We start from the raw sequence: 24,666 nt of genomic DNA, 5'->3' as shown, positions 1-24,666 counted from the left end.
GCCGGCTTCACCCTTCCGTGTGCTTCAGGACCTCGGCGAGGCTCGGCGCCTCCCGGTCCCGCTGGGACATCGATGTGACCGGCAGCGGCCATGGAATGGCGAGCTCCGGATCGTCGAAGGCGATCGTCACGTCCTCGGCCGGATCGTGCGGGCGGTCGATCCGGTACGAGGTGTCGGCGGTCTCGGTCAGCGCCTGGAAGCCGTGCGCGCACCCCGCCGGGACGTACAGGGTCGCCTGCGTGTCGCCGGACAGCTCGAAGAAGGCCCGGCCCAGGTACGTCGGCGAGTCCGGCCGCAGGTCCACGACGACGTCGAAGATCCTCCCGTACGAGCACCGCACCAGCTTGGCCTCGCCGGCGCCGGAGCGCAGGTGCAGGCCGCGGAGCACGCCCCGGACCGAGCGGGACACGCTGTCCTGGACGAAGGCGCCCGGGTCGAGGCCCACCGAGCGGACCACCTCGGCGTCGAAGGTGCGGCAGAAGAAGCCGCGCTCGTCGGCGTACGGCGTCGGCTCGAACAGGTACGCGCCGGCGATCTGGGGAACTTCGGTCGCCTTCATGGAGCCTCCGGGACAGGGGTGCGGGCGTGGCCGGCCGCCGGGAACAGGGCCGTGGTCAACGCGGTGAACTGCTCGTCGAGTTGCCGGACGGCGGCCAGGTTCCGCTCGGCGAGGGTCCGCCGCAGCTCGGCCGATCGCTCCTCCAGCTCCCGGAACTGTGCGAGCAGCCGGTCGGGGTCGAGCTCGCGCGCCGGGTGGTGGTACGCGCCGAGGCCCATCCGTTCCATGAGCGCGGCGCTCTTGGCCGCGTAGGTGACGGCGAGCGTCGGCGTCCCGGTCCTCAGCGCGCAGATCAGGTTGTGGTACCGGATCGCCACGACGGTGTCGGCAGCCGCCGTCTCCTTCATCAGGTCGGCCAGCGAGGCCGCGTCGGCGGCGGTGACCAGCGGCGAGTCCACCGCGTCGAGGATCGCGGCGACCACCGGCGCGTCGCAGTCGTCCCCGGTGAGCAGCCGGACCGCCCGGCCCTCCTCGACCAGCGCGCGGACGAACCGGATCGTCCCGTCCAGGTAGCGCCGGTGGATCTCCTCGGCCCGGGCGCGGTCGTCGTTGCCGCCGTGGAAGTCCATGACCCCGACGCAGACCGGGCCCGGCGGGTCCGAGGGCGCGTTCGTCCCCGGCGTCGGCAGGGCGAACGCGAGGTCCGGGTAGACCTCGTCGCACGCGGTGTCCACGCCCATCGCCCGCAGGGCGTCGCGGGACCGGTCGTCCCGGTACGACCGGTACGCGGCCAGCCGTGCCGACCAGCGCACCAGGGCCCGGGTCGGCCGGCTGGCGATCTCGGCGGCGCCGACGCTGACCAGCGCCACCCGGGTGCCCAGCAGCCGGCCGCTCGCACAGAGCAGGAACAGCGCGTACGGGAAGCCCCACGGCCGCAGCGGCAGCGTGGCCTCCAGGACACCCATGCCCGGCACGATCACCACGTCGTGCCGGCGCACCCAGGCGGCGGTGCGGAAGACGTCGACGAGTTTGCCCAGGCCCTTCGACGCGACTGCGCCCGCACGCGACGCGGTCCGGTACTCGCCGCGGTACCAGTGCAGCCGCGTCGCGGGGATGCCGAACCGGGCCGTGACGGCCTCGGGTCCGCCGCACAGCGCGTCCACGACCGCCTCCGGGTGCTCGGCGCGGAGGTACCCGAGCACGGCCTCCAGCGACCCGTCGTTGCCGAGGTTGCCGGAGCCGAGCAGGCCGAACAGCCCCACGCGTGTCTCGGCCTTCATGCCGGCCTCCCCTCACGCCCGGCGACCAGGGCGTCGACCGAGACGGTGAGCTTGGCCGGGTCGACGGGGGCGCGGTCCTCGACCCGCTCGCCGGCGCCCGGCCGGGCCCGGCTGGCCATCCAGGCGGCCAGGTGGCGGTAGCACGCGCGCCGGTCGGCCGGGGACAGCGGCGCCCGCCGGATCGCCGAGACGAAACCCCACACGTACTCGGCGAGCAGCCGGGGCGTCGGGTGCAGCGGGCCGGCCCGGCGCGGGTCCAGGTTGACGCACCGGGAGCGCTTGGACGGGTTGGCCCGCTCGGCGCGGGTGGGGTGGTCGCGGCGGAAGTACAGCAGCTCCGGCACCTGGTGGAAGGGCCCGTGCAGGCCGATCTCGGCGACGAACGTGCGGTCCGCGTGGTGGTAGCTGTCCATCGGTCTCACCCGGCGCAGCACGTCGGCCCGGATCACCCCGTAGAAGTCGTCGCCGCCGGGCTCGAACAGCATGCTGCGGAAGCGCTCCGGCGCGTGCGGCGAGGCGGTGGCGAGCGTGTACTCGTACGGGACCTTCACCCGGCCGTCGCCGTCGATGACCGCCTGGTCGGCGTGCGCGAGGATCACGTGCGGCCGCTCGTCCAGCGCCTCGACGCAGCGCCGCAGCAGGTCCCGGGCGTACAGGTCGTCGTGCGAGGCCCACTTGAACAGCTCGCCGCGGCACTGGGTGAACACGTGGTTGTGGTTCGGCGTGGCGCCGACGTTCCGGGGCAGCCGTAGGTACCGGATGCGCGAGTCCTTCGCGGCGTAGCGGCGGCAGATGTCCTCGGTCCCGTCGGTCGAGGCGTTGTCGGAGATGACCAGCTCGAAGTCCTCGTAGGTCTGGCCGAGCAGCGCGTCCAGCGACTCGGCCAGGTACTCCTCGCCGTTGTAGACGGGCAGGCCGATGCTCAGCCTGGGTCGGTCGGTCATGAGGTCCTCACTTCGGGAACGGAGTCGTGGCGGCGCTCGCGCAGGGCGGACCGCAGCTGCAGCCACCACACGGCCGAGCCGCTGACGGTCGCGGCGGCGACGCCCCAGGCCGAGCCGACCGTGCCCGCGACGGCCGCCCCGCCGAGCCCGCCGCCGACGTAGCAGGCGGAGGCGAACAGCTGCGAGCGCAGGCTGCGCCGGGCCGCGCCGAGCGCGCGCAGCCCGGCCGCGGCGCCGGTGCCGAGGCCCGCCCCCGCGACGCTGAGGGTGATCGGCGCGATGAGCTGCGAGGCGGAGTGCCAGACGCTGCCCAGCACGAGGTCGCCGAGCCGTTCCGGCAGCAGCAGCAGCGACCCGCCCCAGGCCAGCGCGGCGGCGGCCTGCCCGCCGCCCAGCAGGAGGCAGAACGTGCCGAGGCGGTGCGGGGCCTGCCGCAGCACCCGCGCCGCCTCCGGGACGGTCACCAGCGACAGTCCCATCAGCACGGCGAGGAAGGGGCCCATCAGGAGCTCGGCGCCGCGCACCGCGCCCACCGCGCCGACGCCGACGATCGCGCCGAGCCCGTACGCCCGCAGCTGGCTCGCGCCGCTGAGGCTGACGTTCTCGGCCAGGTACCGGTAGCCGAGGTCGCGGTGCTCGCGAAGCCACTCGCGTGCTCCGCCCAGCTCGGGCCGGATCCCGGACTGGAAGCAGCCGTACACGGCGGCCACCGCGGCGGAGGCGCCCCAGGCGAGCACGAACGCGGCCACGCTGCCCACGTGGGCCGCCACGACCATGGCCGGGACGAGCGCGACGCACCACACGAGGTCGTTGACGAAGGCCTTCCGCCCGGTACCGGCGGCGAAGAACGAGAACCGCCAGGCATCTTGCAGCAGCAGCCCCGGCAGCAGGACGCCGAGGCAGGCGAACGCGGGCCCCACCCGGCCGCCGAGACCGAGCCCGGCCACCAGACACGCCGCGCCGATGACGGCCCCCACCCCGAGCGCGGTACCCGAACACCGGGCCACCGCGCCACGCCAGGACGCCTCCGGCACGCCGCTGAAGCGCACCACGAGAGGGTCGGTGGCAAGGCCGCGGGAGACGTTGAGCACCACGCCGTAGGTCACCCAGGCGAGGCTGAACACGCCGAACGCGGTCACCCCCAGCGAGCGGGCCACGTAGATGCCCACCGCGAAGTTGCTGATGCTGGAGGCCGCCTGGTCGGCGAGCCCCCAGGACAGCCGGCCGGCGACGGCCCGTCGGCCGGACCGCCGGGCGTGTCCGGCCCGGGCCGCCGGTGGCGCCGTTGTCCGCGGATTCTCCCCCTCGGTGGTCATCGGCGTCATGCCTTGATCAGCCCGGCGCCGAGCAGGGCGTCGCCCGCGGCGGCGACGGTGTCGAACGGCAGCCCGGACCGCTCGGCGACGTCCAGCAGACTGTGCTCGCCGTCGGAGAGGTTGAGCACCCAGAGCATGGCCATCTGGGCCTGCTTGGTGTCGCTGCGGCCACCGAGCGCGTCGTACAGCCCCCGTCGGCCCAGCTGCGGTTCGCCGTACGGGCTGAGGTTGACGTACCGCCGGTTGCGGTCGAGGACGGCGAACGCCTCGCGGCAGACGGCGAGCGTGTCGGCCATCGCCTCCGGGGAGACGAAGTCCAGGTCGTCCGCCGAGGTGTGGTACTCGGGGTAGCCCGCGTACGGGGTCCGGGTCAGCGAGCCCACGCCGAGGTCGAACCCGGGGGAGCAGTACTGCCGCTCGTCGTAACCGTACGGAGTGAACTCGTTGACGTCGTGCGGGCGTTCGGAGGCGGTCAGTACGTGCCGCATCACCCGGTCGATCTCCGCGTCGCCGCGCCGGCTCTGCTTGTACGTCAGCCGGCCCGGGTCGCCGGCGCACGCGAGCACCAGGCCGTGCTTGACCCGGTCCACCCGCTCCGCGTTGCGGGCCAGCCAGGTGATCGCCCCGATGGTGCCGGGCGCGAAGACGAACCGGTAGGTGTAGTAGGGCGTCCGCCGGGCCAGCGCCCGGGCCAGGAACGTCGCCACCGCGATGCCGGCGAGGTTGTCGTTGGCCAGCGACGGGTGGCAGACGTGGCAGGAGACGATCACCTCGTCGGGAACCTGCCCCGGAACCACGTGCTCGGCGTAGGTGAGGTGGCCGTCCGCGAGGGTGGAGTCGATGCGGACCTCGTAGTCGCCGTCCTCCATCGCGTCCAGCGTCTCCTGGGCCAGGCAGAACCCCCACTCCGGCTTGTAGTAACTGGTGCGGTACGGCACCCAGCCCGGGTGCTCCGGCAGGGTGTGCAGATGTCCGCGCAGCTCGGCCAGCGGCATGGTCGCCGACACCGGCACGCTGTAGCCGAGCACGTGCAGGCTGGAGGCGGCGAAGTCGACGACCCTCTTCCCGTCGGCGTCGGCGATGTAGGCGTCGCGGATGTTCCACTCCTGCGGCACGGTCCAGTCGAGCACCTGCGTGCCCGTCGGCACCTCGTGCCTCCGGAGCGGGATGTACTCCCCGACGATGTCCAGGGTGGCGCGCACACCGTCGCCGGTGATGCTCCGGCACAGCGGGTACATCCGCTCCACCAGCGCGTACATCTCCTCGCCGATCCCGGTCACGGGCGCCACCGCAGGGTGTCGTCGACGGCGCCGGACCCGGACGCCGCGCGCAGCACGGCGAGGCGGGTGAAGCGTTGCTCGAAGTCCTCCCGGGTCAGGCCGAACTTCCCGTACACGTCGGCAAGTTCGAGCGCGCCCCGCTTCACCGTCCACTCGCAGTCGAAGCCGGGCACCGCGGCGCGGAAGCGGGAGAAGTCCACCCGGTACGACCGGGGATCGGCGCCGGTCTCCCCGGTGATCACCACCTTCGCCCCGGACACCGCCTCGGCGACCTGCCCGGCGATCTCGGCGACGGTGACGTTGTTGGTCTCGCTGCCGATGTTGAACGCCCGGTCGTGCACCGCTTCCCGCGGCGCGCCCAGCGCGGCCGTGAAGGCCCGCGCGATGTCGGCGGCGTGCACCAGCGGGCGCCAGGGGGTGCCGTCGGAGAGCACGAGGACCTCACCGGACAGGAGCGCGTGGCCCACCAGGTTGTTGAGCACGATGTCGGCGCGCAGCCGGGGCGAGTAGCCGAAGGCGGTGGCGTTGCGCATGTACACCGGGGTGAAGTCGCCGTCGGCCAGGTTGTGCAGGTCGTCCTCCACGCGCACCTTGGACTCCGCGTACGGCGTCACCGGGCGCAGCGGGGCGTCCTCGGCCACCAGGTCGTCGCCGCCGGCGGCGCCGTAGACGGAGCAGGTCGACGCGTACAGGAAGCGCCGCACCCCGGCGTCGCGGGCGAGCCGGGCCAGCCGTACGGACGCGTGGTGGTTGATGTCGTAGGTGAGCTCCGGCGCCAGCGATCCCAGCGGGTCGTTGGAGAGCGCGGCCAGGTGGATCACGGCGTCCACCCCGGCCAGGTGGTCGGCCGTGACGTCGCGCAGGTCCACCCGGTGTCCGGGCGGGTCGGCGGGCGCCGGGCCGAGGACGCAGTCGGCGAACAGGCCGGCGTCGAGGCCGACGACCTCGTGTCCGGCGGCCGTGAGGACCGGGGCCATGACGGTGCCCAGGTAGCCCTGGTGCCCGGTGAGCAGTACGCGCAAGGTTCATTCCCCCAGGTCGAGCGTGAGTTTGGTGACGGCGAACGCCTCGGCGTAGCGCTCGTGGCATTCGATGCCGCGGATCCGGGCGAGGCCCAGGAAGGCTTCCCGGTCGTACCAGGGCCGGTGCCGCTGCGAGGGGTAGTGCTCCTGCAGCAGCCGTACCTTCCGTTCGGCGATCTCCGGCGACAGCGGCTGGTAGGCGGCCGGCCGGCCGAGATCGCCGTCCCACTTGACGATCTCGTAGCCGAGGACCAGGTGGTCGCGGAACGCGGTCGGTACCAGCCGCGCCAGGCCGCGGTGGTCCTGGTGCGCGTCCTCGGTGCGGGGGGCGAGGACCAGATCCGGGTCGGTCCGCTCGCGCAGCTCCTCGACGGCGGACTTGGCCTCCTCCCAGTGCGCGGGCAGCCGGCCGTCCGGCAGCTTGTGCACGGTCAGCCGCAGGTCGGCGCCCGGGCAGAAGGCGGCGAGCGCGGCCTGCTCCTCCTGCTCACGCTCGCTGCCCCCGCCGGAGAGCACCAGCGCGTCGACCCGGATGCCCGGGCGCGCGAGGCACAGCGTCAGCAGCGTGCCGCCGGCGCCGATGGCGATGTCGTCGCAGTGCGCGCCCACCGCGACGATCCCCTCCAGGCGCCCCGCCCCGAGCCGGATCACGCGTTCACCCCCGCGCCGTCCCGCTCCCACACGGCCCACGGACGGTCGCCCCGGGCGTAGGCGGCGTCGAGCGCGGCCCGCTCCTTCACGGTGTCGGTCGGCTTCCAGAAGCCGCGGTGCCGGTGCGCCACCAGCCGGCCGCGCTTGGCCAGTTGGGCGCATCCGTCGGCGACCAGGTCCCCGTCCTCGGGGATGTGGTCGAAGACCTCCTGGCGGAGCACGAAGTAGCCGCCGTTCTCCCACAGCGGCAGTTCGCTCACCGCGGTGATGCCCCCCACCAGGCCGTCCTCGCCCAGCTCCACGCAGTGGAACGACGACTGCGGCGGCACCACCATCATCGAGGCACCGGCGTCGCGCCGGGCGAAGTTCTCGATCATCTCCGGCAGCGGCGCGTCGGTGAGCACGTCGGCGTAGTTGGCGAGGAACATCTCGTCCCCGTCCAGGTGGTGCCGCACCCGGCGCAGCCGCTCCCCGATCGGCGACTCGATGCCGGTCTGCGCGAACGTGATCGTCCAGTCCGAGATGTCGGTGGACAGCAGCTCGGTCCGCCCGCCGCGCAGCACGAAGTCGTTGGACGTCGTCTCCTCGTAGTTGAGGAAGAAGTCCTTGATGTGGTGGGCCCCGTACCCGAGGCACAGGATGAACTCCGTGTGGCCGAAGTGCGCGTAGTAGCGCATGACGTGCCAGATCAGCGGCCGGGGGCCGACCATCGCCATCGGCTTGGGCACGTCGTCCGCGGCGCCGCTGCGCATCCGCATCCCGTAACCGCCGCAGAACAGGACGACCTTCATGCTGTGACCTCTCGGGACGCGACGTCGACAATGCTCAGTTCCGGGATGGGGAAGACCAGCCGGCCGCCCCAGTCGTGCACGTAGGACAGCTGCTCGACGAGCTCGGCCCGCAGGTTCCACGGGAGGACGAGCACGTAGTCCGGCTTGTCGGCGGCGATCCGCTCGGGCGGCAGGACCGGGATGCGGGTGCCCGGGGTGAACCTGCCGTGCTTGTAGGGGTTGCGGTCGACGGTGTACGCGAGCAGGTCGGGCCGGATGCCGCAGTGGTTGAGCAGGGTGTTGCCCTTGCCCGGGGCGCCGTAGCCGACGACCGTCTCGCCGCGCTCGGCGGCCTCGATGAGGAACTTGAGGAGGTCCCGGCGCACCTTGGACACCCGGGCGGAGAACTCGGTGTACCCGGCCAGCTCCTGGAGCCCGGCGGCCTTCTCCCGGGCCAGTACGTCGGCCACCCGCTGCGTCGGCTCGCCCGCCACCTCGGCGGGCCGGGCCCACAGCCGGACGGAACCACCGTGCGTGGGCAGCAGCTCGACGTCCACGAGCGCGAGTCCGCCGCTCGCCAGCGCCCGGATCGCGGAGGCGACCGTGTAGTACTGGAAGTGCTCGTGGTAGATCGTGTCGTACTGGTTCTCCTCGATCAGGGTCAGCAGGTGCTGCACCTCGATGGAGACCCAGCCGTCGTCGGCGACCAGGGCGCGCAGCCCCCGGGTGAACCCGACGACATCGGGGATGTGCGCGTACACGTTGTTGGCCACGACCAGGTTCGCCGGGCCGTGCTTCTCGCGGACCGCCGCGCCGGTGTCCGGGCTCAGGAACTCCGTGAGCGTCGGCACACCCGCATCGCGCGCCGCGGCGCCGACATTCACCGACGGCTCGATGCCCAGGCAGCGGATGCCCCGGTCCACGACGTGCTTCAGCAGGTAGCCGTCGTTGCTCGCGACCTCGACCACGAAGGCGTCCGAGCCTTCGGTGCCGAGCCCCACCCGCCGCACGGCATCGGCGACGAACGTGCGCGCGTGCTCCACCCAGGACGTCGAGTACGAGGAGAAGTACGCGTACTCCTGGAACGTCTCCTCCGGCGTGATCAGCGGCGGGATCTGCGCCAGCCAGCAGTCGGTGCAGACCCGCAGGTGCAGCGGGTACGCGGTCTCCGGCCGGTCCAGTTGGTCCGCGGCGAGAAAGCTCTCGCACGGCGGCGTCGCCCCCAGGTCGACGACGCTCGCCAGCGTCGCCGAGCCGCAGAGTCGGCATCGTGTCATCTAGTGCCCCCCATTGATTCCGTCCCCCCTCGAATGCGCCCGCCCCGCGATCGCGGCGCGGTACTCCTCCTCCAGGCGCTCCAGCCCGACGGCCGGGCTGAAGCCCTTCTCGTAACGGCGCCGGGCCGCCTCGCCCATCTGCCGGTTGCCGTCCGGTCCGGTCGCGATCCGGCGTATGCAGGACGCGAGCGAGGCGGGATCGCCCGGCCGGTGCAGCAGCCCGGTCACCCCGTCCTCGACCAGTTCGACGAAGGCGCCGTGGCCGGCGGCGACGGCCGGCACCCCCGCCGCCATCGCCTCCGCGACCACCAGGCCGAACGTCTCCATGGCCATCGACGGGGCCACCACGGCGACCGACCGTGCGACGGCCTGCCGGACCTGGGCCGGGTCGAGCAGACCGGCGTGGCGCACGTCGTCCCGGCCCGCCGCCCACGCGGTCACCTCCCGCTCCAGCGGCCCCGCGCCGGCGAGCACGAGCGGCACGCCCACACCGCCGGCCGCCGCGATCTCGTCCCACGCGGCCATGAGCAGCCGCACCCCCTTGGTCTCCGCGAGCCGGCCGAGGAAGAGCAACTGCTCTCCGTCGCCCACCCGGCAGACGCCGGGGTCGGGGACGAAGTTGTGCTTCACCGTCAGCAGCTCGGCCGGCATGCCCGACCGCACCAGGACGTCGCGCTGCGCCTCGGAGATGCAGAAGAACCGCTCCACACCGGACCACCACCGCCGCCGGTTGACCGACAGGCTCACCGCGAGCGGCACCGTCGCGAGCCGGGACCCCCGGTAGCAGCCGTGCCGGACGGCGGGCAGCGGCGCCGCCGAGCCGACGCACTCGGTGCACAGCCGGCCGTCCCGTTGCAGCGTGCCGGGCGGGCAGACCTGGGTGTAGTTGTGCAGCGTGGCGACGACGGGCACGCCGGCGTCGGCGCAGGCGGCGAGGACCGCGGGCGACAGGAGCGGGAAGACGTTGTGGACGTGCACCACGTCCGGCCGCTCGGCGCGCAGCCTGGCGGTGAGCTCCCGGCGGACCGCCGGGTTCCACGGTACGAGCAGCGGCACCGCGACCTTGCCGAGCAGGGACCGGCCGGCGATGTCGTCGCTGCGCCGCTCGAACACCTCGACCCGGTGGCCGGCGGCGCGCAGCAGCTCCACCTCCTCGTCGACGACCCGGTTCTCGCCGCTCGGCTGCGCCGAGGAGTAGCGGTTGTGCACCACGAGGACGCGCATGGTCAGCTCACCTCCCGGTCCCGGGCCCAGCGCGGGACACCTGGTCGTGGGAGTGGGGGCGTCGGCAGCGGTGCGGCCGTGGCGGGGGCCGCGAGCAGCGACGCGGCCAGGGCCAGGTGCAGCAGATACGGCGAGGCGTCGCCGAGGCCGGCCTCGGTGTACGAGGAGATCGCGACGTAGCTGATCAGGAAGATCGCGCAGGCCCTCGGCAGTGACGGCGGGCGCAGCAGCGCGACGCCGCCGAGCACGAGGATGACGGCCGCCACGAGGGCGACACCGATCAGGCCCTGCTCGTTGTAGACGGCCAGCCAGCTGTTGTCGATCGGCAGCCCGCCGAACGACTTGTCGCCCAGGCCCACGCCGAAGAACCGCTCCCCGGTCGTCCGGGGCGCTGCCAGCAGGGCGTCCCAGACCTTGGCCCGGCCGGTGAGGCTGGAGAAGTTCTCCTTGCTCTGTCCGCGCAGGAACCACGCCTGGAGCGCGGAGGCGAACCCGACCGCGGCAACTGCGGCGACCAGCACCGCCCAGGTGAAGAACCGGCGGGCCGCGGCGCTGGTCAGCAGGAGCGAGCCGATCGCCAACGCCAGCCCGGCGAGCAGGCCGACGGTGGCCGTCCGGGTGTGGGTGAGAGCGAGGAGGACGAGTGACGGGACGATGACCATCGCCGCACCGGCCCGGTCGACCTGGCGGCCCAGGAGCAGCAGCACGGTCAGCCCGGTGATCACCGCCGTGTACTGTCCGATCTGCGGCGGGGTGAGCGGCCACAGCGCGCCGACCAGGCGTCCGCCGTAGAGCTCGGGCATGGCCGCGCCCGGTGAGATGGCCAGGCCCGCGGCCACCGACACGAGCACCGCGAAGTACATCCGGATGTGGTAGCGGACGAACGTCACACTGCCGTCCCACCAGCGGCTCACCAGCCACAGGGTGCCGACGAAGAGGGCCAGCCGGGTGCAGCGGAACAGCGCGCCGAACCCGGACTCCAGGTGCACGCTGGAGATCACGCTCGGCACCAGCAGCAGGGTGAGCAGGAACACGAAGGCGCTGGGTCTGACGCGCAGCCGCACATTGAGCGCGAGTGCCAGCGCGAACGCGACCACCAGCGAGCCCATGGTGACCAGCTGGATGAGGGAGCGGGGCAGCGGGACGATGGTCTTCGCGCCGGTGGAGCCGAGCGTGTTGAGGCCCAGCAGCAGCCAGACGATCCCGACGGCCTTCGGTGGGGCGGCGGGGGCACGGTCCATCTCAACCACCTGCCTGTTCCGGGAAGGTGCTGCCCGCGTCCTGCCGGTACGGCGGGCCCTGCCACTGCCATGGGTCGAGCACCTTGCTCGGGTCCTGGACGACGAACTGCCACGCTCCGCGGTAGGTGTTGTCGTGCCAGCGGTTGTGCTGCCTGAGGGTGATCGCCTCGGCCACCCGCTTGCCCTTGTACGGTGACCAGTCCGGATAGGTGCCGTAGTTGGCGAGGACCGCCATGCGGTCGCACTTCTCCGTGCACTTGACGACGGACCTGTCCAGGACGAAGCGGTTGTCGTGGATGTCCACCCGCTGCGTCTTCCAGCGGCAGTCGGCGTACAGCGGTGCCACGGCGATCGCCGGTCTCACGCAACGCTTCTTGTCCTTCACCAGCAGCGTGCAGTCACCGGACGAGGTGTTGGCCGGACTGTTGCAGAACCGGTCGGCGTTCTCCCACAGCGTGATCCCGTTCCAGTTGTCCTCCAGCACGTTCCGGTAGATGTCGATCTTGTCCGTGCGGGCCTCGACCCGTGGTTCGCCGCCGGCCTCGGACAGGTAGACCGTCGCGAACGGGAAGTCGTCGCCGCGCTCGGCGGCCCTGCGGCCCTCGACCCAGTTGTTCCGCCGGATCGTGTTGTTCCGGATGACCGCGTTGTAGCTGATCTCGTAGATCAGCGCGGCGCCGTCGTTCTTCTCGATCAGGTTGTCCTCGATGCGGAAGTCGTTGTTGTCGGTGTCCGCCCACAACCCGGCCCCGCGGTTGTCGTGCACCCAGTTGCCGCGTACCTCGGCGCCGTCGACGGCCCAGAACTTGATGCCTCCGGTGCAGCCGCAGCCGGGCCTGCGCCGCTCCCAGTCACCGGTGTTGTTGCCGACCACCTCGTTGCCCTCGACCACCAGGCCGCGGATGGTGTTGCCGGTCTTGTACGCGTTCATTCCGTACTGGCCGTTGCCCCGCAGGCAGTTGCCGCGGACCTGCTGGCGGGCACCGGCCATCAGCCCGGCGCCGTCGTTGTCCTGGATCGTGGTGTGCTCGATCACCCACCCGTCGGCCATGTCGTGGTTGACCACGCCCTCGTCGGTCGGTGCGACGAAGCGCTGCACGGTCAGGAAGCGGATGGTGACGTCGGGGGCGGTGCCGCTGAACGCATACGCGTTCTTCCTCCCGCCGTCGAGAACCGCGCCCGGAGCGCCGAGGTAGCGGTCCCCCTTCTTGGGCATGACCTGGGCGTAGCGCTCCGGCTCCAGCCGATGCGTGCCCGGTCGCAGCCAGAACGTGGTGCCCGGGGGACTGCTCCTCGTCTTCTCGGCCAGGTCACCGACCACGCCGGGGTCGACCGTCACCGCGCCCGCCGGAGCCTTGGCGGGCCGGGCCCCGGGCTCGGCGCACACCCGGGCCACGGCTGACGCGGCCCCCGGTCCGGAGGGCGCGGCGGCCGGTTTCGCCGGTGTGTCCGACGAGCTCGTACAGCCGGTCACCGCCAGCAGGGTCAGCGCCAGCGGTGCCGCCGGCAACGCCCAACGCCGGCACGTGATCCCCACGGGTCCCCTCCCCCCTAGCCGCGGAACGTCAGTACGGTGGTGAACCCCCGCACGCCGTCGGCGACACCGGTGCCGACCAGCGTGGTGGTGGGTTCCTTGCGCCCGAATCCCGCGGAGTACCAGCCCAGCGGCGGCTCGGTCTCGCCGCGGTGCGCGCGCCAGGACAGTTCCCCGGGCAGGACGAGCACCGCGGAGCGGTCCTCGCCGTCCCGGGTCCAGCTGAGCCGTGCCCGGTTCCCCACCAGTTCCGCGGTGATCGCCGGGCCGAGGTGGAAGGCCAGCCGCACGGCCCGGCGCGGGCCGCGCACCTCGTCGACCACCTTCAACTCCCGCTCGGAGGGCGTCAGTTCCACCCTGCGGCGGTGCACGGAGGGCCGGTAACCGTCGTGCTCGGCGCACCAGCGGGCCACGCCCTCGCCGGAGGTGTCCGCGACCAGGACGCGGCTGGTGGCATGCCGGGTCCACAGGAACGGGCCGCCGGAGACGGACTGGTCACCGCCGTCCAGTTGCAGGGTGTTGTGGCCGAGGGTCGACCGGAAGTACTGCCGCCACTCGGGCTGCCCGTGGTAGCAGTACGTCCCCGGGTCGGCGAGCACGTCGACCCCGTCGTGCCGGACCTCGACGGACAGCGCGTCCGCGTGGGCGTGCGCGGCGATGGACAGGAAGCCGTGCGGACCGCCGTCGCAGCGGCACCAGATCTCCTCCGGCCCGCGCAGGACGGTGAGCCCCGCGTCGGCGAAGTGCGCCGGCCGGTCCGCCGGGCGGCGCACGGACGGTTCCGTGCGCTTGATGAGCGCGGCCAGCAGCGGGGTGCGCACATCGGTGCCGGTCACCGCGGGCCACCACGGCAGCCGGCCGAACACGGCGTCCCCGGTGGCCAGCAGCGAGCCCCAGCGGTCGGTGCCCGCGCCGTCCACGACCAGGCCGTACCCGTCGTCCGCGTCCCCCTGGCGCGGCGGCCGCAGCCGGTTGTCCACGACGGCCGCGAGCGCGTCGGTCATCCGCAGCAGCACCAGGCGGACCGTCGCGGGGACCGGCACGCCCGCGGCGTCCGCCTCGGCCACCGCGGCCAGACCGAGCTCCAGCACCAGCCCGTGGTACTCGGAGGCCAGCTCGCGGTTGAGACCGGAGAGGAACGTGTTGCCGCGCAGGTGCCGCTCCAGCGACCGCAGCGCGTCGGCCCGCCAACGTCCCGACGCCGGAAACCAGTCGAACGCGCAGGCCGCGGCGAACTGCCCGGCGGCCTCGGCGATGACGTGGTTGTTGGCCGACGAGCCCCGGCTGGGGAAGGCGGCCAGCCAGCGCTGGTGGTGCCAGATCTGGTGCAGCGCCACCGGGTCGCCCTCGAACAGGGCGGCCGCGCCGGACCAGCCGTCCAGCAACCGGCGGATCCACACCCAGGACAGCAGCCGGATGCCCAGCTCGATGCCGCTGGTCCAGTGCACCCCGCGCAGCGGTGGGTTGGCCGCCCACCACGACCGCAGGTGCCCGGCCACGCGCTCGGCGTACCGCTCGTTCCCGGTGATCGCGTAGGCGGCGGCGAGCACGGTGAGGTACTGGTGCCGGGACAGCTCCCAGATCTGCTTGATGTCCCCGACCGCGTCCTCGTTCCGGTAGGGCACGTCGAAGGCGTAGTCCCGCGGAGCGCGGCGCCCGGTCCTCGGGTCGTACGACCAGTCCGGGTCGGCCAGGTCGTCGCGGACCACCCCGAAGTACTCGGCGTGCCCGTCCATCAGCCGGTCCGCCTCGGCGACGAGACGTTTGGCGGCGTCCGGCGGTACCGCGGCGATCGTCCCCGCGGGCAGTACGGCGGTGAACCGGGCGCCGGTCACGACCGGGCAGTCCGGCGGCGCCGAGCGCCACCGCCGTCTGCGCACCGCGTCGCCCGCCCGGCCCGCGACCTCCCGCGGTCCCATCCGGGACAGCCGCCGCAGGTACCAGCCCGCGCTCATGGTCATCGTGCCCGCTCCAGCGTCACCGGCGCACCGCAGGCCAGGCCGGTCCGGACGGCGAGGGTGGCCGCCGTGGTGGCGACCAGCGACTCAAGCGGCACCGGCATCGGCCCGCCGGTCCGCACGGCCCTGACGAACGCCGCCAGCTCGGCGTTCTGGCCCTTGTCACGGGCCTTGGGCAGCCGCGAACTGACCCACCGCTTGCGGTCGTACACCGTGGCGCGGACGAAGTCGTCGAGCCGCAGCGCCTTGCCGTCCGCGACCAGGTCCAGCGTCTCCTTGGGGAAGCCGGCCGGGCCGCTGGTGACGTAGCTGATGGTGGCCGTGGACCCGTCCGGGTAGCGCAGTACGACCTGGAGGTCCTCGTTGCCGGACGAGGCGACCGCGTACACCGAGACCGGGTCGGCGCCCAGCAGCCAGCTCGCCGTGTCGATGAAGTGCCCGCCCTCGCCGGCGAACCGCGAGCCCTCGGTGCCCTGCTGGAGGTACCAGCTGCCGTGGTCGAGGCGGCCCGCGTTGACCAGGTAACGCAGGTTCGCCGGACCGGTCCGGGTGCCGAACCGCTGCCTGGCCTCCCGCAGCAGCGGCGCGAACCGGCGGTTGAAGCCCACCTGCAGCCGGTCGTTGCCCGACTCCTCCACCGCCGCGAGCACCCCGGCCAGCTCCTCCTCGGTGAGCGCCAGCGGTTTCTCGACGAACACGGTCTTGCCGGCCAGCAGCGCCCTCCGGGTCAGCTCGGCGTGCGAGCTGTGCCGGGTGACGACGAACACCGCGTCGACGGACGTGTCGCCGAGCACGGCGTCCAGATCGGTGGTCGCCCGGTCGAAGCCGAACTTCCGCTGCGCGTTGGTGGCGGACAGCGCCGTCGTGGTGACGACGGTCGACAGCTTCACGCCGTCGCGCTGTGCCAGGTGCGGCAGCAGCATCGACGTCGCGTAGTTGCCCGCGCCGACGAACGCGAGCCGCACCGGCGTGTTGCCGGCCCGGGCCGCACCGCGTCCGATGTTCACCGCGGGGACGGCCACCGCCGGGGCCGCCGCCTCCCGCGCTTCCCCCTCCTGCCGGGGGTACTCGAACAGCACGGCCACGGCCTTCAGGTCACCGTCCTTCAGGCGCTGGTACGTCTCGACGGCGTCGTCGAAGTCGGCGACGTGGGAGATCAGGGGCTCGACGTCGACGCTGCCGCGGGCGAGGAGATCGAGGAAGCACGCCAGGTTGCGGCGCTCGGTCCAGCGCACGTAGCCGATCGGGTAGTCCCGTCCCTCCAGCTCGTACTCCGGGTCGTAGCGACCGGGGCCGTAACTGCGGGAGAACCGGACGTCGAGCTCCTTCTCGTAGTACGCGTTCCACGGCAGGTCCAGGCGGCACTTGCCGATGTCGACGACCCGGCCCCGGTCCCGGCAGAGCCGGGCGGCCAGCTCGACGGGCTGGTTGCTGCCGCCGCCGGCGGCCAGGTACACCTGGTCCACGCCGTGTCCGCCGGTGAGTTCGGCGACGGCGGTCTCCACGGCCGCGGACGCGGGGTCTCCGCAGGCCGCGGCGCCCAGACGCCCGGCCAGCTCGCAGCGCGCCGGGTCGGGGTCGGCGCCGACGACGCGCACTCCCGAGGCGGTCAGGAGCTGCACCACGAGCTGCCCGATCAGACCCAGGCCGATGACCAGTGCCACCTCGCCGAGTCGTGACTCGCCCTGGCGCACGCCCTGCAGCGCGATCGAGCCGACGGTGCCGAAGGCCGCGTGCCTGGGGGCGAGACCGTCCGGCACCGGGACGTAGAGGTTCTTCGGCACCCAGTTCAGCTCGGCGTGCAGCGCGTGCTCGTTGCCGGCACAGGCCACGAGGTCGCCGACCTTCACGTCGTCGATGCCGGTGCCGACCTGCTCGACCACCCCGCACAGCGAGTAACCCAGCGGCGTGTAGGAGTCCAGCTTGCCCATCACCTTGCGGTAGGTGGCGGGCACCCCGTTGGTGGCCACGCTCTGCATGACCTTGGCCACCTGGTCCGGCCGGGAGCGGGCCTTGCCCAGCATCGACATGCCGGCCTCGGACACCTTCATCAGTTCGGTGCCGGTGGAGATCAGCGAGAAGGCGCTGCGGACCAGCACACCGCCCGGTTTGCACCCCGGCACCGGAACGTCGAGCACCGCCAGCTCGCCGCTCTTGTAGTTCTGCACTACCTGCTTCACTTGAACTCCTCTGATTCCTGAGCCGTCGACCGAGTGCTCTGGCCGGACCCAGAGGTCGCGTCGCGATACCAGTACTCGAGCGTCAGTACGTGCCACAGATGCTTGGAGAAGTCCCGCTGCCCGGCGGCGTCCTCGGCGACCATCCGCGCCAGCGCGTCACGGCGCAGGAACCCGGAGCGGACGAGCTCCCCGTCGTTGACCACCTCGCGCACCAGCGGGGCCAGATCCCGGCTCATCCAGGCCCGCAGGGGAGCGCTGAACAGGCCCTTGGGCCGGTACACGATCTCCCGGGGCAGGACCGAGGTGGCCGCTTCCTTGAGGACCGCCTTGCCCTGCCGTCCGGCGATCTTGCGGTCGCCGGGCACGGCGAACGCCGCCCTGACCACCTCGACGTCCACGTACGGCACCCGCACCTCGGTCGACGCGGCCATGCTGGAGCGGTCCGTGTACGCGAGGTTCAGACCCGGCAGGAACATCCGGGCGTCGGTCAGACACATGCGGTTGACGAAGTCGTCGAGGTCGTTGTCCTCGTAGGTGTCCGCGTGCTCGGTGAGCACCTCCTCGACCGTCCCCGCCAGGTCCGGATCGAGAAGGGCGAGCAGCTCCTCCTGGTCGTACAGGGTGTAGCTGCGCCGGAACGCGGTCTCCTCCGGCAGATCGGCGAAGGAGAGGAACCGCTTCGCGAAGCGCACCGACCGGTACCCCCGGCGGCTCGTCGCGACCGGCAGCCGGTCCACGGCCGCGGACACCCCGCGCCGCAGGGGCCGCGGGACGCGCTGGTAGCGCAGCGCGAGCAGGTTGGCCAGGTGCTTGCGGTACCCGGCGAACAACTCGTCGGCGCCCATCCCCGAGAGCATCACCTTGACCCCGGCCTCCCGGGCGGCCGAGCAGATGAGGAACGTGTTGATCGCGGCGGGGTCGCCGATCGGCTCGTCCAGGTGGTACGTCATCCGCGGCAGCAGGTCGAGCACGTTCGGAGCGATCTCGATCTCATGCAGATCCACGCCGAACCGCTCGGCCACCTGCCGGGCGTGGCGCAGGTCGTCCGGCATCGCCTCGAACCTGGCGTCCTCGGCGCGGAACCCGATCGTGTAGGCCGAGATCCCGGGCTGGCGGCGGGCCGCCAGCGCGGTCAGATAGCTGGAGTCCAGCCCGCCGGAGAGGAAGGTCGCCACGGGTACGTCGGAGAGCAGGTGGCGCCGGGTGGACTCCTCGACGACGGCGGCGATGTCCGGCCGCTCACCGGCCCGGGCCCGCTCCCGGCCCTCGGCGGCGACGTCCTTCAGGTTCCAGAACCGGCCGCGTTCCACCGAGCCGTCGGCCCGGCAGCGCAGCCAGCTCCCCGGCGGCAGCTTCTCCGCCTCGCGGAACGCGCACCGTGAGTCCGGCACCCAGTAGTACAGCAGCGAGGCCACCAGCGCCGCGTGGTCCACCTCCAGCGGCCCACCGGTCACGGCGGCGAGCGCCTTGAGTTCGGAGGCGAACACCAGCCCCTCGCCGCGCCGGAGCAGGAACAGCGGCTTGATGCCCAACTGGTCACGGGCCAGCACGAGTTCGCCGGTGCGCTCGTCGAAGACGCCGAACGCGAACATGCCGCGCAGCCGGGGCAGGCAGTCGGTGCCCCAGCGCCGCCAGGCCTCCAGCAGCACCTCGGTGTCGGAGGTGCCGCGGAAGCGCACCCCGGCGGCCGCCAGCTCGGCACGCAGCTCGGGCGCGTTGTACAGCTCGCCGTTGTACGTCAGGGCGAGGCCGCCCGAGACCATCGGCTGGGCGCCGGTCTCGGACAGGTCGATGATGGCCAGCCGACGGTGCCCGAGGTGCACCTCGCCGTCACCGGCCCGGTGGCTGTACCGGCCCGCCCCGTCCGGACCGCGGTGGGCGAGGATGTCGGTGAGCCGGTCGGTCATGATCTTGCCGTCCGGCCAGCGGTACGTACCCGCGATGCCACACATGTCCTACCGCGCCTCCTGGTCGTTGTCCGCGCCCCGTGCGGCCCACATCGGCTGCCGCTCCGTCCGCCGCCAGCCGCTCTGCTGGGCCGGCCGCTCGCTCCGGCCGCGGAGCGCGGTGTGCAGCCCGTCCCACAACGTGCCGTCGGTCCGGTCCCGTGGATCGGGGTCGATCAGCACCACACCGATCACCGCGATGTGCTGGTCCGCGAGCTGCCGCGCCACGGTGTGCAGCCACGCGGCGCTGCCGTGGCCGGCACGGACGACGAGCACGGTCTGCGTGCCGAGGTACTGGAGGTCGGTCCACGCCGTGCCGGGCGCCACCGAGCCGACGCCGAGCCGGCGCTCCTGAGGCGGCACGGCCGCGGCGCGCTCGCCGCTGACCACGGCCGGGTCTCCGGGCTTCGGGCGGCGGTCCGCGAGCTGCGGGCCGGGCAGACCGTCGATGACGGTCACCGCCCCGTCCGCCGCCAGCGCCCTGGCGAGGTCGAGGGCGATCACGCTCGTGCCGCGCGCACATCCGAGTTCCAGCAGTGACACCGGTTCCGTGGAGCCGCGCACGGTGCGCGCGAGGTGGGCGGTGAGCCGTTCGCGTGCCACCCGGGTCCGTCGGCGCTGCCGGCGCCTGTCCGGCCGGTGGGGCAGCTCCGCGATGACCGAGGCGCCGAGGTGCGCCGCGATGTCCCGGCGCAGCACGGGGCGGTCGGCGACCACGACGCCGACCGCGGCGAGGGCGAGCCCGAGGACGAGGCCGAGGACGAGCCCGATCGCGGCGTCGGTGGCGGCGGCCCTGGGCAGCGAGTGCTTCACCGGGCGCGGGGCGTCCACGATCTCCGTGCCGGCGACGACCTGGGGCGTGCCGACCCGCGCCTCCTCGGCACGCTGGTTGAAGTCGGCGATCCGCGTGGTGAGTTCGGCCCGGCGGGCGAAGAGCGACTCGATGCTCGCCGACTCCTGCGGGTCGGTCGCCGTCTGAGGTGACCGGTCTCCGATGTCCTTGTTGACCTGGGCGAGTTCGTCCTTCATACGGTCACGCTGGTCGAGCAGGGCCTTGGCCTCGGCGTTCGCCGTCGCTCGCATCCTGCGCACGTGGTCCGCGACGAACGCGTCGGCCAGGGCCTTCGCCCGCGCCACCGCCTCCGTGTCGCTGTCACCCGTCACGGTGATCTTCAGCAGGTTGTTGGTGACGCCGGCGCCCCGGTAGTCCCGCATGAAGTCTTCGGGGTCCTCGGCGGAGTGGAGGGAGCGCAGGGCCTTCTCGGCGATGCGCGTGGTTCCCAACACCTCGACATCGGTGCGGATCAGCGTTCCGGTGTCGTTCGGCTGGTCCTCCTTGTGCGCGACCAGCACCTTGGTGACCGCGGTCGGCGGCGGCGGCATCAGGACCGCCACGGCCGCGCCGGCCAGCAGTCCGAGGAGCGCCATGGCGCACCAGAGGCGGCGGCGCCTGCGGACCGCGACCACCAGCGCCTGCAGGTCGAGGAGCGGGGTGGTGGCCGACGACTCCGGTGTCGTGCTCGTCGTCACGCTGAACCTCCCGTCGCGTGGCCGGGGACCGCGAGCGCCAGAGTGGCCTCGTCCGAGGGACGGCCGTCCGTCTTCGCCGGACGGGTCCGGACCATGCCGGCGACGACGATGCCGACGACCTCGTGCCGGCCGTCCGCGCACGCCTCGGCGATGCCGGCGAGCTCCTCCGCGGTCCAGCTCCCCGTGCTGAGGACGACCAGGGCGCCGGACTCGGTGTCGCTGTCCGGCACGACCGGCCGGTCCACCGACACCCCGACCACCCGTAGCTGCGGGTCGCTCTTGGCCTCGGCGGCGAGCTGCTCGGCGGCCCGGCGGGCGATCTCGTCGCCGTCCGGTACGACCGCCAGCAGCCGCCGTGGAGAAGGCAGTTGGGTGCGGAGCCGGGCGCACACCCGCCGGTAGCGGATCCGCCGGCGAGCCTCGTCGCCGGATGTCCGCGGGACCGGGAGGTCCCACCGGGTGTCGACGCCGAGGAGCCGGCGGATCCGGGCTCGTGGGCCGCGGTCTTCCGGCCGGCGCCTGCCGCGCCGTTCGGCGGGCACGTCGACGGTGCCGAGGAGCGCCGAGCCCAGTGCGGCGGCGATCTCCGGTTCGGTGCGCAGCCGGCGGTTCGCCCGTGCGGCGACGAGATGGCCGATGACCGCGAGCAGGAAGAACAGCAGCGCCCCGGCGACGACGAGCTGCACCCTGGTCGGCGGCGCCTCGCCGGTCGGGCGGGCGGCCGGCCCCATGACGACCATGCCGGCCACGGTGTCCGCCGGGTCGGCCTGCTCCAGCTTCGTCATGGCCTCCTCCAGCGACGTGCGCAGCTTCTCCAGCTCGGTGCGGGCCTGCACGCTCTCGACGGTCTGCCCCGGATCGGCCGCGTCGGCCAGTTCGCTGATGCGGCGGTTGGTCTCCTCGACCTTCTTCCGCAGCGCCTCGGGCGCCGTGTCCGCCTTGGCGCCGCCGGCGCCGCCCGCGATCCGCGCCGCGAACTTGACGAACTGGTCGGCCACTTGGTCGGAGAGCCGCTGCGCGCGCTCCGGGGTGTCGGCCGTGCCCGAGATCTTGATGATGTTCCCGTCGGCGGCCTTGGCGGACACGTGGTCCCGCAGCTCGGCGCCGCTCACGCCCGGCCAGTCGAGCGCGGCCGCGGCGCGGTCGACCACCGTCGAACTGGTCGCGATGTCCACCTGGGTGAGCAGTTCGCGCTCTTCCCACTGTCCGGGCAGCAGGACCGAGGCCGACGTCGTGTACCGCGGCGTAAACAGCACAGAGGCGCCGTAGCCGACGAGCGCCCCCACCATGGCGAGGACGGCGAGGAACCGCCCGCGCCGACGGAGTATCCGCCCGATCGTGACCAGGCGTATCGTGTCATCGCTCAACGGCGCGGCCTCTTCCTTGCCCGGCCCGGGTCGCCCGCCGACACCGGGGCGTGGTCACGGCAGGCAGCGTCGTACGCGGCGAGCAGCGACGCCTGTGAGTTCCGCCAGGAGAGCGGCCCGCCGATCCGCTCCTGGCCGAGCTTGCCCATCCGGGCCCGCTGCTCCGGATCGTCCAGCAGCAGCGCGATGAGCCCCGCGAACTCGGCCTCGTCGTTGGCGCGGGCGTAGACGGCGGCGTCACCGGCGGAGACCCGCGCCTCCTTCAGGTCGAACGAGACGATCGGCCGGCCCATCACCATGTACTCCAGGACCTTGTTCATGGTGGACACGTCGTTGAGCGGATTGAGCGGGTCGGGGGAGAGGCACACGTCCGCGGTGGACAGGTAGCGCACCAGGTCGGCGTCCGGAACGCGCCCGGTGAACTGCACCTGCTCCGCGAGCCCGAGCCGCCGGGACAGCTCCACCATCGCGTCGAAGGTGTCGCCGGCGCCGACGAACACCGCGTGCCAGTCGGTCCGCCCCAGCTCGTCGCGCAGCTTCGCCAGGGCCCGCAAGGCGTAGTCGACGCCGTCCTGCGGGCCCATGACGCCCAGGTAGCACAGCAGATGGGGCTTGCCGCGCTTCAGCTCCGGCTCGGGCGGCACCGGCTGGAACCGGTCGGTGTCGGGCGCGCTGCGCACCACGAAGACGTCCTCCGGCCGCCGGCCGCCACGGCGCACCGCGACGCCCCGGTAGCTCTCGTTCGTGGCGAGCACGACGTCCGCGGCCCGGTAGGTCAGCCGTTCCAGCGCGCACACGGCGCGGTAGAGCAGGTCCTTGCCCCGGTCGAACCGGGAGAGGTACAGCTCGGGTACCAGGTCGTGCTGGTCGAACACGAACCGCGCCCCGCGCCGCTTCAGCCACAGAGCGGGCAGGAACAGCAGGTCGGGCGGGTTGCAGGCGTGGACCACGTCGACCGGGCCGACCCTGCGGGCCAGCCGGAGCGTGTGCCACAGCGCCGATCCGTACTCCCTCAGGTAGCCGGCCGGACCTCCGGTGGCCGCGCGCAGCGGGTAGCGGTGGATCCGCACCCCGTCGATCACCGCCTCCGCCTCCGTGTCCCGCTTGGTCCCCCGGGGGCAGATGACGTGCACCTCCCAGCCGGCGTCGCGCAGCGTCGTGCACTCCTGCCACACCCGCCGGTCGAACGGCACGGACAGGTTCTCCACCAGGATCAGCGCGCGCCGGGCCGGCCCGGCGCCGCCGGTCGCGTCACCAGGCAAGGCCCACGTACCCCGGTTCGGCCCGGCGCGCCTCGGCGTCGGGGAGGCGGACGAGGTCGACGAGCACCGGGCCGCCACCCTGGGGCAGCGCCGCCAGCACGGCCGGGTCCCGGGTCCCGACCAGGCACACCTCGGCGTGCTCCAGCACCTCGCCGACGGAGTTGGCGAGCAGCTGAGCGAGGTGCGGCAGCCGGTTCTCGATGTACTCGCGGTTCGCGCCGATCAGCCGGGAGAGGTTCACGTTGGCGTCGTAGATCCGCAGGTCGTACCCCTTGCCGAAGAGCCTCTCCGCCAGCTCGACGAGCGGGCTCTCACGGAGGTCGTCGGTGCCGGGCTTGAAGGAGAGCCCGAACATGCCTATGCGTCTCTTGCCGGTGCGCTCGACCAGGTCCACCGCGCGTTGCAGATGGTCGGAGTTGGAGGGCAGCACATGGGCGAGGATGGGCACCGAGACGTCGGCCCGCTGTGCCGCGTGGACCAGGCTGCGCAGGTCCTTGGGCAGGCAGGAGCCCCCGAAGGCGAAGCCGGGCCGCAGGTAGGCGGGGCTGATGTTCAGCTTGCGGTCGGCCAGGAACACGTCCATCACCTGGTGCGAGTCCACCCCGAGCGCCTGGCACACCGCGCCCAGCTCGTTCGCGAACCCGATCTTGAGGCCGTGGAACGCGTTGTCCGCGTACTTGATCGCCTCGGCCGTCGGGACCGGCACCCGGAACACCTCTCCGGGCAGGCCGTCGTACAGCGCCAGCACCGCGTCACCGCTCGCCGGGTCGAGCTCGCCGATGACGGTCTTGGGCGGGTCGAAGAAGTCCCGCACGCTCGTGCCCTCGCGCAGGAACTCCGGGTTGACCGCGACCCCGATGTCCACCCCGGCCGTGCCGCCGACGGTCTTCTCCAGGATCGGCACCAGCAGGTTCAGGCAGGTGCCCGGGAGCATGGTGCTGCGGAACACGACGGTGTGCCGCCCGCTGCGCCCATGACGAGCCGCCAGAGCCGCGCCGATCTGCTCGGTGACCCGCTCCAGGTACGTGGTGCACAGGCTGCCGTTGGGCTCCGACGGTGTGCCCACGCAGACCAGCGACACCTCGCTGTTCATGATCGCTTCGCGGACGTCGCTGGTGGCGCGCAACGCTCCGCTCCGCACGACCTCGGCGGTGAGCTCGCCGATCCGCTCCTCGACCACCGGGGCCTTGCCGTCGTTGACCAGGTCGACCTTCACCTGGTTGACGTCCACCCCGATGACCTCGTGACCCATGCTGGCCAGGCACGCGGCCGACACGCAGCCCACGTAGCCGAGCCCGAAAACGCTGACTCTCATGACCCGTTCCTCCCCCCAGGCAGGCCCTGTGGCCTGCGGTCAGCGCGTCCGGCCGTACGACGGCCCCCGC

Annotated in this window: 19 protein-coding genes; all 19 read right to left on the bottom strand. The window is 72.9% G+C overall.

The features are described from left to right. Positions 1-7: 7 nt before the first annotated feature. From C3492_RS25855 to C3492_RS25765, 19 genes are read right to left on the bottom strand one after another with little or no spacing between them, the layout of a single operon-like run. On the bottom strand, positions 8-559 hold the full coding sequence (locus C3492_RS25855; protein WP_103814501.1) for a dTDP-4-dehydrorhamnose 3,5-epimerase family protein: 552 nt from the start codon (positions 557-559) through the stop codon (positions 8-10). Further along, complete coding sequence (locus tag C3492_RS25850) at positions 556-1,779, bottom strand: polysaccharide pyruvyl transferase family protein (RefSeq protein WP_181140548.1); 1,224 nt, start codon at positions 1,777-1,779, stop codon at positions 556-558. The genes C3492_RS25855 and C3492_RS25850 overlap by 4 nt, the downstream gene beginning before the upstream one ends. After that, entirely contained in the window at positions 1,776-2,723 is a 948-nt protein-coding gene (locus tag C3492_RS25845; RefSeq protein WP_103814500.1) for a glycosyltransferase family 2 protein, read from the bottom strand. Before C3492_RS25845 ends, C3492_RS25850 begins: the two co-directional genes overlap by 4 nt. After that, positions 2,720-4,048 carry a hypothetical protein gene (locus C3492_RS25840; RefSeq protein WP_103814498.1) on the bottom strand — a complete coding sequence of 443 codons (1,329 nt, stop codon included), beginning with the start codon at positions 4,046-4,048 and terminating at the stop codon, positions 2,720-2,722. Before C3492_RS25840 ends, C3492_RS25845 begins: the two co-directional genes overlap by 4 nt. Next, positions 4,045-5,328 (bottom strand): DUF4910 domain-containing protein, encoded by a 1,284-nt coding sequence (locus C3492_RS25835; RefSeq protein ID WP_103814496.1) that lies wholly within the window; start codon positions 5,326-5,328, stop codon positions 4,045-4,047. Before C3492_RS25835 ends, C3492_RS25840 begins: the two co-directional genes overlap by 4 nt. Beyond that, positions 5,316-6,341, bottom strand: coding sequence for an NAD(P)-dependent oxidoreductase (locus C3492_RS25830; protein ID WP_103814494.1), 1,026 nt, complete (start codon positions 6,339-6,341; stop codon positions 5,316-5,318). Before C3492_RS25830 ends, C3492_RS25835 begins: the two co-directional genes overlap by 13 nt. A 3-nt stretch (positions 6,342-6,344) precedes the next feature. Beyond that, positions 6,345-6,992 (bottom strand): PIG-L deacetylase family protein, encoded by a 648-nt coding sequence (locus C3492_RS25825; protein WP_103814492.1) that lies wholly within the window; start codon positions 6,990-6,992, stop codon positions 6,345-6,347. Beyond that, entirely contained in the window at positions 6,989-7,783 is a 795-nt protein-coding gene (locus tag C3492_RS25820; protein ID WP_103814490.1) for a glucose-1-phosphate cytidylyltransferase, read from the bottom strand. The genes C3492_RS25825 and C3492_RS25820 overlap by 4 nt, the downstream gene beginning before the upstream one ends. Then, the gene (locus C3492_RS25815) at positions 7,780-9,039 is read right to left on the bottom strand and encodes a class I SAM-dependent methyltransferase (RefSeq protein WP_103814488.1); all 1,260 of its coding nucleotides are present in this window, start codon (positions 9,037-9,039) and stop codon (positions 7,780-7,782) included. The genes C3492_RS25820 and C3492_RS25815 overlap by 4 nt, the downstream gene beginning before the upstream one ends. Next, positions 9,040-10,263 (bottom strand): glycosyltransferase, encoded by a 1,224-nt coding sequence (locus C3492_RS25810; RefSeq protein ID WP_103814486.1) that lies wholly within the window; start codon positions 10,261-10,263, stop codon positions 9,040-9,042. 2 nt (positions 10,264-10,265) lie between these two features. Next, positions 10,266-11,504 (bottom strand): hypothetical protein, encoded by a 1,239-nt coding sequence (locus tag C3492_RS25805; protein ID WP_103814485.1) that lies wholly within the window; start codon positions 11,502-11,504, stop codon positions 10,266-10,268. Between the two features lies 1 nt (position 11,505). After that, on the bottom strand, positions 11,506-13,041 hold the full coding sequence (locus tag C3492_RS25800; RefSeq protein ID WP_103814483.1) for a right-handed parallel beta-helix repeat-containing protein: 1,536 nt from the start codon (positions 13,039-13,041) through the stop codon (positions 11,506-11,508). A gap of 14 nt (positions 13,042-13,055) precedes the next feature. After that, positions 13,056-14,999 (bottom strand): alginate lyase family protein, encoded by a 1,944-nt coding sequence (locus tag C3492_RS25795; protein WP_103814480.1) that lies wholly within the window; start codon positions 14,997-14,999, stop codon positions 13,056-13,058. Then, positions 14,996-17,176, bottom strand: a complete 2,181-nt coding sequence (locus tag C3492_RS25790; RefSeq protein ID WP_103814478.1) for a bi-domain-containing oxidoreductase — start codon at positions 17,174-17,176, stop codon at positions 14,996-14,998. The genes C3492_RS25795 and C3492_RS25790 overlap by 4 nt, the downstream gene beginning before the upstream one ends. Next, positions 17,173-19,128, bottom strand: coding sequence for an asparagine synthase (glutamine-hydrolyzing) (asnB, locus tag C3492_RS25785; RefSeq protein WP_103814476.1), 1,956 nt, complete (start codon positions 19,126-19,128; stop codon positions 17,173-17,175). The genes C3492_RS25790 and asnB overlap by 4 nt, the downstream gene beginning before the upstream one ends. A gap of 3 nt (positions 19,129-19,131) precedes the next feature. Then, complete coding sequence (locus tag C3492_RS25780) at positions 19,132-20,652, bottom strand: Wzz/FepE/Etk N-terminal domain-containing protein (protein ID WP_103814474.1); 1,521 nt, start codon at positions 20,650-20,652, stop codon at positions 19,132-19,134. Beyond that, positions 20,649-22,019, bottom strand: coding sequence for a polysaccharide biosynthesis protein (locus C3492_RS25775; protein WP_103814472.1), 1,371 nt, complete (start codon positions 22,017-22,019; stop codon positions 20,649-20,651). Before C3492_RS25775 ends, C3492_RS25780 begins: the two co-directional genes overlap by 4 nt. Beyond that, a complete protein-coding gene (locus C3492_RS25770; RefSeq protein ID WP_103814546.1) occupies positions 22,016-23,281 on the bottom strand; it encodes a glycosyltransferase family 4 protein in 1,266 nt (421 codons plus the stop codon). The genes C3492_RS25775 and C3492_RS25770 overlap by 4 nt, the downstream gene beginning before the upstream one ends. Next, positions 23,271-24,596: a nucleotide sugar dehydrogenase gene (locus tag C3492_RS25765; protein ID WP_103814470.1), complete on the bottom strand. Its 1,326-nt coding sequence runs from the start codon at positions 24,594-24,596 to the stop codon at positions 23,271-23,273. Before C3492_RS25765 ends, C3492_RS25770 begins: the two co-directional genes overlap by 11 nt. Between the last annotated feature and the right edge of the window lie 70 nt (positions 24,597-24,666).

The sequence above is a fragment of the Streptomyces sp. Ru62 genome (assembly GCF_002920615.1).
Lineage (GTDB): Bacteria > Actinomycetota > Actinomycetes > Streptomycetales > Streptomycetaceae > Streptomyces.
The sequence above is the reverse complement of the archived record's forward strand: the minus strand, read 5'-3'. Positions and strand labels throughout refer to the sequence as shown.